Here is a 14,021-nt window from a genome sequence, read left to right as displayed (position 1 = left end):
GCGACGCTCAGGCGCCGGCGAACGGCACGCCGCGCAGCAGCGCCGCGATCACGTCGTCGGCGCTCTTCTGCTCGGCCTCGGCCGCGAACGACAACAGCAGGCGATGCCGCATCACCGGCGCCGCGAGCGCGAGCACGTCGTCGCGAGTGGCCGCCAGGCGCCCGCGCAGCAAGGCGCGCGCCTTGGCCGCCAGCACCAGCGACTGGCCCGCGCGCGGGCCGGCGCCCCACTTCACCCATTGCTTCACTTCGGCCAGGGCGCCGTCGCCGGGACGGCTGGCGCGCACCAGGCGGGTGATCCACAGCAGCAGATCCTCGCCCAGATGAACCTCGCGCACCCGCGCCTGCAAGGCCAGCACCTGCTCGCCGTGCATCACCCGCGGCACCTGGGCGCTGTGGGCGCCGGTGGTCTGCTGCAGGATGTCGTGCTCTTCGCGCTCGCTGGGGTAATCGACGCGGATATGCAGCAGGAACCGGTCCAGCTGCGCTTCCGGCAAGGGATAGGTGCCGGCCTGCTCCAGCGGGTTCTGGGTGGCCAGCACGAAGAACGGCGCCGGCAGCGCGTGGGTCACGCCCGCGTAGCTGACCGTGCGCTCCTGCATCGCTTCCAGCAACGCGGCCTGGGTCTTGGGCGGCGTCCGGTTGAGCTCGTCGGCGAGCAGCAGGTTGGTGAAGATCGGGCCGGGCTGGAAACGGAAATGGCGATGGCCGGTGCCGTGATCCTCCTCCAGCAGCTCGGTGCCGAGGATGTCGCTGGGCATCAGGTCGGGGGTGAACTGCACGCGCCGGAACTGCAGCTCCAGCGCCTGCCCCAGCGAGCGCACCAGCAGGGTCTTGCCCAGTCCGGGCACGCCCTCGAGCAGGCAGTGGCCGCCGGCGAGCAGGCCGATCAGCAGTTGTTCGACCACGTCGTCCTGGCCGACGATGGCCTGGGCGATCGCGCTGCGCAAGGTGCCCAGTTGCGCGAGTTCGGCCTGGATATCGGATTCGCTGGGGGTCTGGCTCATCGGTGTTCCCTTGCTGGTTCGTTCACGCGGTCAGCGCGTACATGACGATATTGACCGCGAACTTGGTGTTGTCCTCGGCCAGGAAGCGCTTGTTGCGCCAGTCGTAGTCCCATTCGCAGCCGTAGTCCTTGTTGCTGTAGAGCACACCCAGACGGCCGTCGATCTCGATGCCCTGCAGATACTCGTGGACCAGGTCGTCGCCCCAGCCGTTGAGTTCGAAGCCGGTCGCGGGCGGGCCGTCGAAGGTGAAGAAGCTGCGGTAGATGGGATGGTTCTTGGGCAGCTTCTTCATCGCCTTGCGGCCGAAGATCGCCGCCATCTGCGCCTCGAACGAGCGCGCGAACAGGCCGTCGATGTCGTGGTTGCAGTCGTCGACGAAGACGAAGCCGCCGTTGCGCACGTAACGCTCGAAGTTGCGGCGCTCGTCGGGGTTGAACTCGACCAGCTTGTGCCCGGCCAGGTAGCAGAACGGCGCGGTCAGCATCTTCGGATCGGCCAGGGCCAGCACGTGTTCCTTGGGGTCCACGCGCAGGTTGGTGTAGTCGATCAGCGAGGTGATCAGGTTGGCCGGCATGCGCTGGTCCACGTCCCAGTCGCCGGAGTCGTACTTGAGGCGGGTGAACCAGAAGTCGTACTCGGCCGCGGCGGACGCGGCCTGCCACGGGCGCGCCAGGGCCGCGCCGGCCAGGCCGCCGAGCATCAGGCGCAGGAACTGCGCGCGGTTCACGGCGCCGCGCCGGTCGGCGCCGTGGCGGGGGTGGCGGCGAGCTCGCGCATCGACGGCCCTGCCTACAGCGCCCGCGCGGTATTGATGACGTTGACGCCGTTGAAGCGCGCCGTGCTCGAACCGTGCGACACCGCCGAGACCTGACTGGGCTGGCCCTTGCCGTCGAAGAACGAACCGCCGAGGCGGAAATCGCGCTCGTCGCAGACCGCCACGCAGGCGTTCCAGAATTCCGGCGTGCGGATCTGGTAGGCGGCGTCCTCGACCAGGCCGGTGACCTGGCCGTTCTTGATCTCGAAGAACAGCTGGCCGCCGAACTGGGCGTTGTAGCGCTGCTGGTCGATCGAGTACGAGCCGCGACCGTGCACGTACAGACCGCGTTCGACGCCCTTGACCATCTCGGCGACGCTCAAGGGCTTCTCGCCCGGCTTCAGCGAGACATTGGCCATGCGCTGGAACTGCACGCTGGACCAGGAATCGGCGTAGCTGCAACCGTGCGACTCCTTGTGACCGAGGATGTGGGCCTCGTCGCGGGTGGCCTGGTAGTCGACCAGGATGCCGTCGCGGACCAGATCCCACTCGCGCGTCTTCACGCCCTCGTCGTCGTAGCCGACCGCGCCCAGGCTGCCGGGACGCGTCTTGTCGGCGACGAAATTGACCACCTCGCTGCCGTAGCGGTAGCCCTGCTCGCGCTTGTCGAGCGTGGCGAAGCTGGTGCCGGCGTAGTTGGCCTCGTAGCCGAGCACGCGGTCCAGCTCCAGCGGATGGCCGACGTTCTCGTGGATGGTCAGGAACATGTTGGAGGGGTCGAGCACCAGGTCGTACTTGCCGGGCTTGACCGACGGCGCCTTGAGCTTGGCGCGCGCGTGCCTGGCGGCCGCGACGGCGTCCTCCATCACGTCGTAGGAACGGCCGTAGCCGGTCATGCCGCCGGGCAGCGCATGCTTCTGCGCGGGGTCCGCGTCCAGGTATTCGTAGCCCATGCCCATCGGCGCCGACAGGCCGTCGCGGGTGCGGAACTTGCCGCTGGCCTTGTCGATCGCGGTCGCGGTCAGCGGCAGCCAGATCCGGTGCACGTCCTGGTCGATGTAGCTGCCGTCGGTGGAGGCGAAGTACTTCTGTTCGTTGATCACGAACAAGGTCGAATTGACGAAGTCGGCGCCGGCCTTGAGCGCGGCGGCGTTGACCCCGAGCAGCAGATCGACCTTGTCCTTGATCGGCACCGCCATCGCGTTCTTGCGCACCGGCGTCGCCCAGCGCACCTCGCCCACGCCGGCGACCGGCGCCAGCTCGACCTTGCGGGTCTGGGCCTTGGCGTTGGCGCGGGCGATGGCCAGGGCCTGGCGTGCCGCATTGGCCACCGCTTCAGGGGTCGCGCGCGCGGTGGCCGCGAAACCCCAGGCGCCTTCGCAGAGCACGCGGATGCCGACGCCGGCCGATTCGCTGTTGACGATGTTGCGGACCTGGGCCTCGCGGGTGATCACCGACTGACGCAGATAGCGGCCGATGCGCACGTCGCAGTACGACGCCCCGCCCTCGCGCGCGGCGTTCAGCGCGGTGTCGGCCAGGGCGCGGCGGCGCGCGCTGTCGACCGGTTCGAGCAGGGCTTCGGCGGCGATGCTGCGGCCGTAGGGAAGCATGAGGCCGGCCAGACCCAGGCCGGTGAAACTCAGGAAGTCGCGTCGTTGCACAGGCGTGTTCGGCTCGGCGGAATCGATGGAACGCGCACGGGGCGCGTCGGCGACGGGCGGCGCACCGGAGTCCGGTGGCGCCGCCCGCGCCGGTGGGCGTCAGACCGCGTCCGACAGCGAGGTGAAGGTGAAGTCGCGCAGCTTCATCGGCGGGATCATCATCACGAACGAGGACTCGTCGCCGGCCACGCGCACCGGCTTGCCGAGTTCTTCGATGTTGTTGAGCATGATCACCGGCGATTCGTTGAAGCGGAAATTCTTCACCGGGTGCTTGATCACGCCGTTCTGGATGTAGAAGGTGCCGTCGCGGGTCAGGCCGGTCAGCAGCACGGTCTGCGGATCGACCAGGCGGATGTACCAGGTGCGGGTGACCAGGATGCCCTTCTGGGTGCCCTTGATCAGCTCCGCCGTGGACTTGTCGCCGCCCGCCATCAGCAGGTTGCCGGGCGCGCCGACGGCGCGCTTGCCCTGCTTCTTGGCCCAGTAGCGCGAATAGCGCAGCGCTGCGACCTTGCCGTTCTCGACCACCGCCATCTTCTCGCGCGGCAGGCCCTCGCCGTCCCAGGGCATGACCGCGGCGCGCTCGTCCCAGGGATCGGCGACGATGTTCACGCGCGGGTCGTAGACCTGCTCGCCGAGCTTGTTGCCGCCGCCCTTCTTGGACAGGAAGCTGCGGCCTTCGTCGGCCTGGCGGGCGTCGAAGAAATTCATCATGAACGAGATCAGGCCGGCGGCCGCGGCCGGTTCCAGGATCACGGTGTACTTGCCCGGCTCCAGCGCCTTGGCCTCGGCCGATTCGGTGGCCTTGCGCATCGCGGTGCGCACGTCGCTGTCGACCTTGAACTCGTCGGCGTTCTTGAGGTTGCGGCCGACCCAGCCCGAACCGCGGCCGTCGTCGGTGCGCACGGTGCAGGTGTAGTCGAAGTTGGTGGCGCGCTGGTAGCCGAAGTTGCCCTTGCTGTTGGCGAAGGCGACGAAGCTCTGGCCGTCCTCGAGGAAGCCGGCCGCGGTCAGCTTGTCGGCGCGGCAGGGCGCGATCGAGTCGGCCGCGACCTTGGCCCGATACTCGGGCGTGATGCCCGCGGTGGCTTCGCTGAAGGTGTTGCTGGGCTTGTAGCTCTGCTTCTCGATGGCCGGCATGAACTCGGGGTTCTCCGGCGCCAGCCGCGCCAGGTCCTCGGCGCGGCGCACCACGCGCTCCAGCGCGGCGTCGTCGAACTCGTTGATGGTGGCCACGCCGACGCGGCTGCCGAACGCGACCTGGACCGCGAGGTCGGCGTCGTCGACGATGCCGCTGGTGGAGACGTTGTTGAGGGCGAAACGGATGTTGCCGTTGATCGAGCCGCTCAGGGTGGCGGTGCACTCGTCGGCCTTGGACAGCTTGACGACCTTCTCGAGGATGGTCCGGGCTTCGGCTTCGGTAAAGATACTCATCGTGGATTCTCCTGGCGTCGCTTAGCCGAGCTTGCGGGCGGTGTTGATGACGTTGATGCCGTTGAAGCGCGCCGTGCTCGAACCGTGCGAGACCGCCGACACCTGGCCCGGCTGGCCCTTGCCGTCGAAGAACGAACCGCCGAGGCGGTAGTCGCTGTCGTCGCAGACGGCGGTACAGGCGTTCCAGAACTCCGGCGTGCGGATCTGGTAGGCCACGTCCTCGAGCATGCCGGTGATCTTGCCGTTCTTGATTTCGTAGAACAGCTGGCCGCCGAACTGGGCGTTGTAGCGCTGCTGGTCGATCGAGAACGAGCCGTCGCCGATGATGTAGATGCCGTTCTCGACGTCCTTGATCATGTCGGCGACGCTGAGCTTGTTCTTGCCCGGCGCCAGCGAAACGTTGGCCATGCGCTGGAACTGCACGCTGGACCAGCTGTCGGCGTAGCAGCAGCCGTCGGACTCTGTCTTGCCCAGGATGTGGGCCTGGTCGCGGATGGTCTGGTAGTCGACCAGGGTGCCGTCCTTGATCAGGTTCCAGCGCTTGGTCTTGACGCCCTCGTCGTCGTAACCGACCGCGCCGAGGCTGCCGGTCTGGGTCTTGTCGGCGAAGATGGTGACGTTGTCGCTGCCGTAGCGGAACTTGTCCTTGAGCTTGTCCAGGGTGGCGAAGCTGGTGCCGGCGTAATTGGCTTCGTAGCCGAGCACGCGGTCCAGTTCCAACGGGTGGCCGACCGATTCGTGGATGGTCAGCCAGGTGTGCGAGGGGTCCAGCACCAGGTCGTACTTGCCCGGCTTGACCGACGGCGCGGTCAGCTTCTGGCGCGCCTGCTTGGCCGAGGCGACCGCGTCCTCGAGCATGTCGTAGGAGTCGCTGTAGTTGACCACCCCGTTGGGCGAGACGACCTTGCCCGAAGCGGCGCCGTCGAGGTATTCGAAGCCCATGCCCATCGGCGAGGACAAGCCCTCGCGGGTGCGGAACTTGCCGCTGGCCTTGTCGATCGCGGTGACCGTCATCGGCGCCCAGATCCGGTGCACGTCCTGGTCGATATAGGAACCGTCGGTGGAGGCGAAGTACTTCTGTTCGTTGACCAGGAACAGCATCGAGTTGACGAAGTCGGCGCCGGCCTTGATCGCCGCGGCATTGACGCCCAGCAGCAGGTCGACCTTGTCCTTGAGCGGGACTTCCATCGAGTTCTTCTTGATCGGCGTCTTCCACGACACCTCGCCCACGCCCGGGGCCTTGGCCAGTTGCACCGGCGCGGTCTGGCTCTTGGCGTTGGCGCGCGCGATCGCGGCGGCCTGCTGCGCGGCCTTGGCCACGCCATCGTTATTGAGGCGGTTGGTCGCGGCGAAGCCCCAGGCGCCGTCGACCAGCACGCGGATGCCGATGCCGGTGGACTCGGTGTTGACCACGTTCTGGACCTTGTCCTCGCGCGTGATCACGAACTGGCGCAGGTAACGGCCGATGCGCACGTCGCAGTACGAGGCGCCGGCCTGGGTGGCCGCGGCCAGCGCGGCGTCGGCCAGCGCCTTCTTCTTGGCCACGTCCAGCGGCGCGAGCAGGGCCTCGGCGGCGATGAGGTTGCCGTAAGGGACCATCAGCCCGGCCAAGCCCAGGCCTGACATCGTCAGGAAATCGCGTCTGTCCACGTTGGTTCTTCCGCCGTTGGGGCCCGCATGTCGACGTTGCCGTCCGCCACCGGGCATGGATGAGAAGGGTCTGCTGGAATGTGCAGAGCCGCCAACGCATGCGTCAAGTGCCGTCCGACCCGGGTCATGCCGACTATGACGAAGCTGGGACCTGGATGCCGCCGGGCTTTGCATAGCTTGGCCGCAGCGTGACGCACCGCGGCATACGCATGCCTGCGCAGAGCATGCGGCGCCGACGCGGACCGTCGCGGCGGTCCCGCTGCATCGGATCGGCGCCGCACGGATTTAAGCGGCACCGATCGAAGCCGCAGGGATCGACGCGGTCGCGATGGGCGCTGGACGGCCCACGCGTTAAGCTAGTCGGATGCGCTATTTCCGGCACTGCATCGACGGACAGTCTCGCGACCCGGCCAGCGGCGGTTGGCTGGAGGTTTACGATCCTGCCAATGCGCAGGCGTATGCACAGGTCGCCGCCGGCGATGCGGCCGATGTCGAGGCCGCGGTCGCCGCCGCGCAGACCGCATTCCCGGCCTGGGCCGCCCTGCCCCACAGCGAACGCGCGCGCTGGCTGGAGAAACTGGCCGATGCGCTGGAGTCGCGGCTGGAGGCGTTCGCACAGGCCGAATCCAAGGACGCCGGCAAGCCGATCCGGCTCGCACGCGAGGTCGAGATCCCGCGCGCCGTGTCGAACCTGCGCTTCTTCGCCCACGCCGCCACCCAGTTCGCCAGCGAATCCCACCATGGCCAGGCCGGGCTCAACTACACCCTGCGCTCGCCGCTGGGCGTGGTCGCGACGATCTCGCCCTGGAACCTGCCGCTGTACCTGTTCACCTGGAAGATCGCTCCGGCCCTGGCCGCGGGCAATACCGTGGTCGCCAAGCCCTCAGAGGTGACGCCGGCCACGGCGACCATGCTCGGCGAACTCGCGGCGCAGATCGGCTTCCCGCGCGGCGTGCTCAACATCGTCCACGGTCTCGGGCCGCAGGTCGGCGAGCCCTTGCTCAACCACGATGCGGTGCGCGCGATCTCGTTCACCGGCAGCACCGCGGTCGGCCAGCGCATCGCCGCGCTGGCGGCGCCGCGGCTGAAGAAGGTTTCGCTGGAACTGGGCGGCAAGAACCCGACCCTGGTGTTCGCCGACAGCGACTGGCGCGGCCAGCTCGACACCCTGGTGCGCTCGGCGTTCCAGAATTCCGGGCAGATCTGCCTGTGCGGCTCGCGCATGCTGGTGGAACGATCGATCTACGCCGAAGTCCGCGCCGCCATGGTCGAGCGCGCCCAGGCCCTGCGCGCCGGCGATCCCGATCAGGACACCACCACGCTCGGGCCGCTGGTCTCGCAAGCGCATTACGACAAAGTCCTGCGCGCGCTCGACCGGGCACGCGAGGAAGGCGGCCAGGTACTCTGCGGCGGCGGCGCGCTGGAACGCGCAGGCTGGTACGTGGCCGCGACCGTGATCGAAGGCCTGGGCCCGGATGCCGTCAGCAACCGCGAAGAGATCTTCGGCCCGGTGCTGACCCTGCAGCCCTTCGACGACGACAGTCACGCCCTGGCCCTGGCCAATGCCGGCGACTACGGCCTGTCGGCCTCGATCTGGACCCGCGACCTCAATCGCGCCCATCGTCTGGCCGCGCAGCTGCGCGTGGGCATGGTCTGGATCAACACCTGGCTGCAACGCGACCTGCGCACGCCGTTCGGCGGCGTCGGCGCGTCCGGTCTCGGCCGCGAGGGCGGCATCGAGGCCATGCGTTTCTTCACCGACGCCAAGAACGTCGGCCTCCACCTGGGATAAGCAATGAGCCAACTCGACGACCTGCTGAAGAACAACCGCGAATGGTCGCAACGGATCAGCGCCGAGGACCCCGAGTTCTTCGCCAAGCTGTCGCGCCAGCAAGCGCCCGAATACCTGTGGATCGGTTGCTCGGATTCGCGCGTGCCGGCCAACCAGATCATCGATCTCGCCCCCGGCGAGGTCTTCGTCCACCGCAACATCGCCAACGTGGTCGTGCATACCGACCTCAACTGCCTGTCGGTGATCCAGTTCGCGGTCGACGTGCTCAAGGTCAAGCACGTCTTGGTGGTCGGCCATTACGGCTGCGGCGGCGTGCACGCGGCCCTGCACGGCCATCGCTACGGGCTGGTCGACAACTGGCTGCGCCACGTCACCGATGTCGCCGACAAGCACGTGTCCTGCATCGCCCACGCCCATCAGGACGAACGCCACGACCGCCTGTGCGAGCTCAACGTGATCGAGCAGGTGCAGAACGTCTGCCTGACCACGATCGTGCGCGACGCCTGGTCGCGCGGCCAGCCCCTGACCGTGCACGGCTGGGTCTACAGCCTGCGCAACGGCCGCGTCCACGACCTGGGCATGGACATCGAGTCGCATGAGGCGCTGCAGTCGGCCTACGACTCGGCGGTGGCGCGCGTGCATTCCACCCACGGCGGTTCGCCGCGATGAGCGCGTCCGACCGCAGCGTGCGTACCGATGCCGCGCCGCGGCCGGTCGGCTCGTACCCACATGCGCGCCGGGTCGGCGAGCTGCTGTTCCTGTCCGGCATCGGCCCGCGCGACGCGGCCAGCAACGGCATCCCCGGCAACGTCCACGACGCCGACGGGCGCCTGGTGTCCTACGACATCGAGCTGCAATGCCGGGCCGTGTTCGCCAACGTGCGCGCGGTGCTCGAAGCCAGCGGCGCGGGCTGGGACGACCTGGTCGACGTCACCGTTTACCTGACCGACATGGCTCGCGACTTCGCCGCCTACAACGCGGCCTGGGCCGAGGCCTTCCCCGACATCGACCGCGCGCCCTGCCGCACGACCCTGGGAATTACCGCGTTGCCGACCCCGATCGCGATCGAACTCAAATGCATCGCGCGCCTGCCGCGCGCCGCGGAGTAGGACCATGCTGCCCGGACCGATCAACCTGCAAGCCTGGATCGAAGAACACCGCCACCTGCTCAAGCCGCCGGTCGGCAACAAGGTGGTCTATGTCGGCGACTTCATCGTCATGGTCGTCGGCGGCCCCAACCAGCGCACCGACTACCATTGGGATGAAGGTGCGGAGTGGTTCTACCAGCTCGAAGGCGAGATGGTGCTGCGGATCCAGGAAGACGGCGCCGTGCGCGACATCCCGATCCGCGCCGGCGAGACTTTTCTGCTGCCGCCGCGGGTGCCGCATTCGCCGCAGCGCATGCCCGACTCGATCGGCCTGGTGATCGAGCGCCGGCGCCGCCCGGACGAGGACGACGGACTGATGTGGTTCTGCGAACGCTGCAACCACAAGCTGTACGAAGAGTACTTCCATCTGCACAACATCGAGACCGACTTCCCGCCGGTGTTCGATCGCTTCTACGCCTCGACCGAACATCGCAGCTGCAAGCAGTGCGGGCATCTCAATCCGGCGCCCGCGCGCTACACGATGCCGGACACCTGACGCGCGGCCCGGTGCAGGCGCTCATGTCCCCGCTGCTGCCCAAACTGTCTCTGCTGCTCGCCGCGGCACTGCCGGCGAGCGCCCTCGCTGCGCCCGCGGCCGCCGAATCGCAGCCGACCGTGGTGCTGGCAGGACGCCTGATCGCCGAACCCGGTGAACCGAGCCTGGGGCCGCATACGCTGGTGATACGCGACCAGCGTCTGAGCAGGATCGAGCCGGGACTGGATGCCGGCATCGAGCCGGGCGCGCGCGTGCTCGACCTGTCCCAGGCCACGGTGCTGCCCGGCCTGATCGACCTGCATGTGCACCTGGCCATCGATACCAATGCGGACACCACGACCAATGCGTCGGGACCGCGGCTCGCTCTGGCCACCGCGTCCTACGCGCGGCGTCTGCTGCGCGCCGGCGTGACCACGGTGCGCGATACCGGCGACAACAGCGGCGTGACCTACGCGGTGCGCGACGCCATCGACGGCGGCCTGCTGGAGGGCCCGCGCATCCTGGCCGCCGGCCGCATCATCTCGCGCACCGGCGGACACGGCGCCAAGCGCGCCGAGCCCGACCAGGTCCCCTACCCGCCCGCGGCCTGCGACGGCCCGGAATCGTGCCGCCGCGCAGTGCGCCAGAACATCGAGGACGGCGCGGACTGGATCAAGATCACCGTGTCCGGCTCGGGCCGCGAATCCGGCGGCCGCCCGGACGCCGCACCGATCCTGTTCGAGGACGAAGTCGTCGGCGCGGTCTCGGCCGCACGCCAGGCCGATCGCCCGGTCGCCGCGCACGCGCACAGCACCGCCGCGATCAACCTCGCCCTGCGCTCGGGCGTGCGCACCATCGAGCACGGCACCTATTTCGACCAGGAGTCGGTGGCCTTGTTCAAGCGCCAGCACGCCTACCTGGTGCCCACCGCCTTCGTCGCCCGTTACGTGGAATCCAAGCTGGGCACGTTCGCGGGCGGGCGCGACGGCCAGTCCGTCGACGACCTGCGCGCCTGGACTCAGGCGGCCAAGGCCGGGCCGGGGCGCGCCTGGCGCGCGGGGGTGCCGCTGGCGCTGGGCACCGACGGCGGCCCCAGCTTCGCGCCGACCGCGACCGCGCTGGAGGTCCAGTACTACGTCGACTCCGGGGTGCCCCTGCCCGAAGCCGTCCGCGCGGCGACCTCGGGCAATGCCGACGCCCTGGACCTGGGCAAGGAACTGGGGCGGCTGCGCGTGGGCTACCGCGCCGACCTGATCGCGGTCGACGGCGACCCGCAGCGCGACGCCTCGCAGCTGCTGCGCATGCGCATGGTGATGCGGCAGGGCCGGCTGGTCTGCCTGGACGACTGCGTCGAAGCCGCAGCGGGATCGCCAGCACCCTAGCCGGCGATTAGACTCGACCCATGCTCAAGATCGACACCCACGCCCATTACCTGCCGCGCGACTGGCCCGACCTCGCGCGCAAGTTCGGCGACGACCGCTTCCCGGTGATCCACCATACCGACGACGGCCGCCATCGCATCTACAAGGACGGCAAGTTCTTCCGCGAGATCTGGTCCAAGACCTGGGACCCGCAGGAGCGCATCGACGACTACGCGCGTTTCGGCGTGCAGGTGCAGGTGATCAGCACCGTGCCGGTGATGTTCAGCTATTGGGCCAAGCCGCACCACGCGCTGGAACTGCATCAGGCCCTCAACGACCACATGGCCGAGGCCTGCCGCGCCTATCCGCGCCACTACGCCGGCATCGGCACGGTGCCGCTGCAATCGCCGCGCCTGGCGGTGCAGGAGCTGGAGCGCTGCATGGACCAGCTCGGCCTGCAAGGCGTGCAGATCGGCAGCCACGTCAACGACTGGAACCTGGACGCGCCGGAGCTGTTCGAGTTCTTCCAGGCCGCCAGCGACCTCGGCGCGGCGGTGCTGGTGCACCCCTGGGACATGATGGGCGCCGCCGCGATGCCCAAGTACTGGCTGCCCTGGCTGGTCGGCATGCCGGCCGAGCAATCGCGCGCCGCCTGCTGCCTGGTGTTCGGCGGCGTGCTCGAACGCTTGCCCAAGCTGAAGATCTGCATGGCCCACGGCGGCGGCAGCTTCCCCTACACCATCGGCCGCATCGAACACGGCTTCAACATGCGCCCGGACCTGGTCGCCACCGACAACCCGCGTAATCCGCGCGAGTACCTGGGCCGCATGTATTTCGACTCCTGGGTCGCCGATCCGCGCGCGCTGCAGTACCTGCTCGACACCTGCGGCGTGTCGCGGGTGATGCTGGGCACCGACTATCCGTTCCCGCTGGGCGAACAGGAACCCGGCGCCGGCATCGCCTCGCTGAAGCTGCCCGAACCCGACCAGGCCCGGCTCTACCACGGCACCGCCCTGGAATGGCTGGGCCTGCCGTTGTCGCGCTTCTCGTAGCCGCCTGAGCCCGCGCGATGCCGCACCTGACCCTGCACTACACCGCCAACCTCGTCGATTTCGACGCCGACGCGGCGCTGGACACGCTCAACCGCGCGCTTGCCGGCAGCGGCCATTTCGACGAACTCGCAATCAAGAGCCGGGCCCTGCCGCTCGCGCATTACCGCGTCGGCAATGCCGACGAGGGCCGCGCCTTCGTGCACGTACAGCTGAAGATCCTGCCGGGCCGCAACGAAGCGGTGCGGCACGCCTTGTCCGCGATCGTGCTCGACGCCCTGCGCCGCGCGATGCCCGCGCACCATCCGTCCGTGCAGCTGTGCGTCGAAGTCGACGAGCTGTACGCGCCCGCCTACGCCAAGGCCGTCCTAGACGCGAACCTGCCCTGAGTCCATGACCGACCTGTATTCCGAACACCACGCCCTGGCGCTGGACGCCGCCGACCCGCTGCCGACCTTGCGCGATGAGTTCCTGCTGCCGCGCCACGGCGGCGCCGAACAGGCCTATTTCTGCGGCAATTCGCTGGGCCTGCAGCCGCGCGGCGCGCGCGCGCACGTCGAGGAGGTTCTGGACAAATGGGCGCACGAAGCGGTCGAAGGCCACTTCACCGGCCAGGCCCAGTGGATGCCCTATCACCAGCTGGTGCGCGAACCGCTGGCGCGGCTGGTCGGCGCGCAGCCCTCGGAAGTGGTGGCGATGAACTCGCTGACCGCCAACCTGCACCTGATGATGGTCAGCTTCTACCGCCCCACACGCGAGCGCCCGGCGATCCTGATCGAGGCTGGCGCGTTTCCCTCCGACCGGCACGCGGTCGCCTCGCAGATCGGCTTCCACGGTTTCGATCCGGCTACCGATTTGATCGAGCTGGAACCCGATCTGCCCGGCGGCACCTACTCCATGGCCGCCATCGAAGCCGCGATCGCCGAACACGGCCAGCGCCTGGCGCTGGTGCTGTGGCCGGGCATCCAATACCGCAGCGGCCAGGCCTTCGACCTGCGCGCGATCGCGCGTCTGGCCCAGGCGCAGGGCGCGGTCTGCGGTTTCGATCTGGCCCATGCGGTCGGCAACATCGAACTGGCCCTGCACGACAGCGGCGTCGACTTCGCGGTGTGGTGCCACTACAAGTATCTGAACGCCGGACCGGGCGCGGTCGCAGGCTGTTTCGTGCACGAGCGCCACGCCCGCAGCGAGCGCCCGCGCTTCGCCGGCTGGTGGGGCCATGAAGCGGCGACGCGCTTCCGCATGGGCCCGCAGTTCGTGCCCACGCCGGGCGCCGAAGGCTGGCAGCTGAGCAATCCGCCGATCCTCGGCCTGGCGCCGCTGCGCGCCTCGCTGGACCTGTTCGATCGGGTCGGCATGCCGGCGCTGCGGGCCAAATCGCTGCGCCTGACCGGCTACCTGGAAGCGCTGATTCGCGGCCGCCTGTCCGAGACCCTGCAGATCGCGACGCCCGACGATCCAGCCCAGCGCGGCTGCCAGTTGTCGCTGCGCGTGGTCGGCGGCCGCGGTCTCAGCGGCCGCGACGCCGGCCGCGCACTGTTCGAATACCTGGCCGGCAACGGCGTGCTCGGCGACTGGCGCGAACCCGACGTGATCCGCATTTCGCCGGCGCCGTTGTACAACACGCATGCGGATGTGCTGCGGTTCGTGAAGGCGGTGGAGAGCTGGCGGGACGGTGATGCCTAAGGCCG

The 14,021-nt window shown here is 68.8% G+C and carries 13 protein-coding genes; 8 read left to right on the top strand and 5 right to left on the bottom strand.

Annotated features, from left to right (window positions below; all coding sequences use genetic code 11):
- Window positions 1-7: 7 nt before the first annotated feature.
- From ASD78_RS14230 to ASD78_RS14210, 5 genes are all read right to left on the bottom strand, one after another.
- Window positions 8-1,006, bottom strand: a complete 999-nt coding sequence (locus ASD78_RS14230) for a MoxR family ATPase (RefSeq protein WP_055906657.1) — start codon at window positions 1,004-1,006, stop codon at window positions 8-10.
- A 22-nt stretch (window positions 1,007-1,028) separates the two neighbouring features.
- Complete coding sequence (locus tag ASD78_RS14225; protein ID WP_082575655.1) at window positions 1,029-1,706, bottom strand: DUF4159 domain-containing protein; 678 nt, start codon at window positions 1,704-1,706, stop codon at window positions 1,029-1,031.
- An 89-nt stretch (window positions 1,707-1,795) separates the two neighbouring features.
- Complete coding sequence (locus ASD78_RS14220; protein ID WP_056102511.1) at window positions 1,796-3,421, bottom strand: TldD/PmbA family protein; 1,626 nt, start codon at window positions 3,419-3,421, stop codon at window positions 1,796-1,798.
- Window positions 3,422-3,520: 99 nt separating this feature from the next.
- The gene (locus ASD78_RS14215; protein WP_056102508.1) at window positions 3,521-4,855 is read right to left on the bottom strand and encodes a TldD/PmbA family protein; all 1,335 of its coding nucleotides are present in this window, start codon (window positions 4,853-4,855) and stop codon (window positions 3,521-3,523) included.
- Between the two features lie 21 nt (window positions 4,856-4,876).
- Window positions 4,877-6,505, bottom strand: coding sequence for a TldD/PmbA family protein (locus tag ASD78_RS14210; protein WP_055906644.1), 1,629 nt, complete (start codon window positions 6,503-6,505; stop codon window positions 4,877-4,879).
- 364 nt (window positions 6,506-6,869) lie between these two features.
- On the opposite strand from ASD78_RS14210, the gene ASD78_RS14205 reads away from it, so the two are divergent.
- The 8 genes from ASD78_RS14205 to kynU are packed head-to-tail and all read left to right on the top strand — an operon-like array spanning window position 6,870 to window position 14,016.
- The gene (locus tag ASD78_RS14205) at window positions 6,870-8,297 is read left to right on the top strand and encodes an aldehyde dehydrogenase (RefSeq protein ID WP_055906642.1); all 1,428 of its coding nucleotides are present in this window, start codon (window positions 6,870-6,872) and stop codon (window positions 8,295-8,297) included.
- Between the two features lie 3 nt (window positions 8,298-8,300).
- Window positions 8,301-8,966 carry a carbonate dehydratase gene (can, locus tag ASD78_RS14200; RefSeq protein WP_055906639.1) on the top strand — a complete coding sequence of 222 codons (666 nt, stop codon included), beginning with the start codon at window positions 8,301-8,303 and terminating at the stop codon, window positions 8,964-8,966.
- On the top strand, window positions 8,963-9,406 hold the full coding sequence (locus tag ASD78_RS14195; RefSeq protein WP_055906636.1) for a RidA family protein: 444 nt from the start codon (window positions 8,963-8,965) through the stop codon (window positions 9,404-9,406). The genes can and ASD78_RS14195 overlap by 4 nt, the downstream gene beginning before the upstream one ends.
- 4 nt (window positions 9,407-9,410) lie before the next feature.
- Window positions 9,411-9,941 (top strand): 3-hydroxyanthranilate 3,4-dioxygenase, encoded by a 531-nt coding sequence (locus tag ASD78_RS14190; RefSeq protein ID WP_055906633.1) that lies wholly within the window; start codon window positions 9,411-9,413, stop codon window positions 9,939-9,941.
- Between the two features lie 23 nt (window positions 9,942-9,964).
- Window positions 9,965-11,302 (top strand): amidohydrolase family protein, encoded by a 1,338-nt coding sequence (locus ASD78_RS14185; protein ID WP_056102505.1) that lies wholly within the window; start codon window positions 9,965-9,967, stop codon window positions 11,300-11,302.
- A gap of 20 nt (window positions 11,303-11,322) precedes the next feature.
- Window positions 11,323-12,333, top strand: a complete 1,011-nt coding sequence (locus ASD78_RS14180) for an amidohydrolase family protein (RefSeq protein ID WP_055906627.1) — start codon at window positions 11,323-11,325, stop codon at window positions 12,331-12,333.
- Window positions 12,334-12,350: 17 nt separating this feature from the next.
- Window positions 12,351-12,719: a 5-carboxymethyl-2-hydroxymuconate Delta-isomerase gene (locus ASD78_RS14175; RefSeq protein WP_056102502.1), complete on the top strand. Its 369-nt coding sequence runs from the start codon at window positions 12,351-12,353 to the stop codon at window positions 12,717-12,719.
- Between the two features lie 4 nt (window positions 12,720-12,723).
- Window positions 12,724-14,016 (top strand): kynureninase, encoded by a 1,293-nt coding sequence (kynU, locus tag ASD78_RS14170; RefSeq protein ID WP_056102499.1) that lies wholly within the window; start codon window positions 12,724-12,726, stop codon window positions 14,014-14,016.
- Window positions 14,017-14,021 lie beyond the last annotated feature (5 nt).

This window comes from Lysobacter sp. Root667 (assembly GCF_001427715.1).
Classification (GTDB): domain Bacteria; phylum Pseudomonadota; class Gammaproteobacteria; order Xanthomonadales; family Xanthomonadaceae; genus Lysobacter.
The sequence above is the reverse complement of the archived record's forward strand: the minus strand, read 5'-3'. Positions and strand labels throughout refer to the sequence as shown.

What these genes read in the sequence shown, in the direction of transcription:
- ASD78_RS14215 (WP_056102508.1), bottom strand. Translation starts at nt 4,855, where the DNA reads ATGAGTATCTTTACCGAAGCCGAAGCCCGGACCATCCTCGAGAAGGTC.
- ASD78_RS14190 (WP_055906633.1), top strand. Translation starts at nt 9,411, where the DNA reads ATGCTGCCCGGACCGATCAACCTGCAAGCCTGGATCGAAGAACACCGC.
- ASD78_RS14185 (WP_056102505.1), top strand. Translation starts at nt 9,965, where the DNA reads ATGTCCCCGCTGCTGCCCAAACTGTCTCTGCTGCTCGCCGCGGCACTG.
- ASD78_RS14195 (WP_055906636.1), top strand. Translation starts at nt 8,963, where the DNA reads ATGAGCGCGTCCGACCGCAGCGTGCGTACCGATGCCGCGCCGCGGCCG.
- ASD78_RS14225 (WP_082575655.1), bottom strand. Translation starts at nt 1,706, where the DNA reads ATGCTCGGCGGCCTGGCCGGCGCGGCCCTGGCGCGCCCGTGGCAGGCC.
- ASD78_RS14175 (WP_056102502.1), top strand. Translation starts at nt 12,351, where the DNA reads ATGCCGCACCTGACCCTGCACTACACCGCCAACCTCGTCGATTTCGAC.
- can (WP_055906639.1), top strand. Translation starts at nt 8,301, where the DNA reads ATGAGCCAACTCGACGACCTGCTGAAGAACAACCGCGAATGGTCGCAA.
- kynU (WP_056102499.1), top strand. Translation starts at nt 12,724, where the DNA reads ATGACCGACCTGTATTCCGAACACCACGCCCTGGCGCTGGACGCCGCC.
- ASD78_RS14205 (WP_055906642.1), top strand. Translation starts at nt 6,870, where the DNA reads ATGCGCTATTTCCGGCACTGCATCGACGGACAGTCTCGCGACCCGGCC.
- ASD78_RS14180 (WP_055906627.1), top strand. Translation starts at nt 11,323, where the DNA reads ATGCTCAAGATCGACACCCACGCCCATTACCTGCCGCGCGACTGGCCC.
- ASD78_RS14230 (WP_055906657.1), bottom strand. Translation starts at nt 1,006, where the DNA reads ATGAGCCAGACCCCCAGCGAATCCGATATCCAGGCCGAACTCGCGCAA.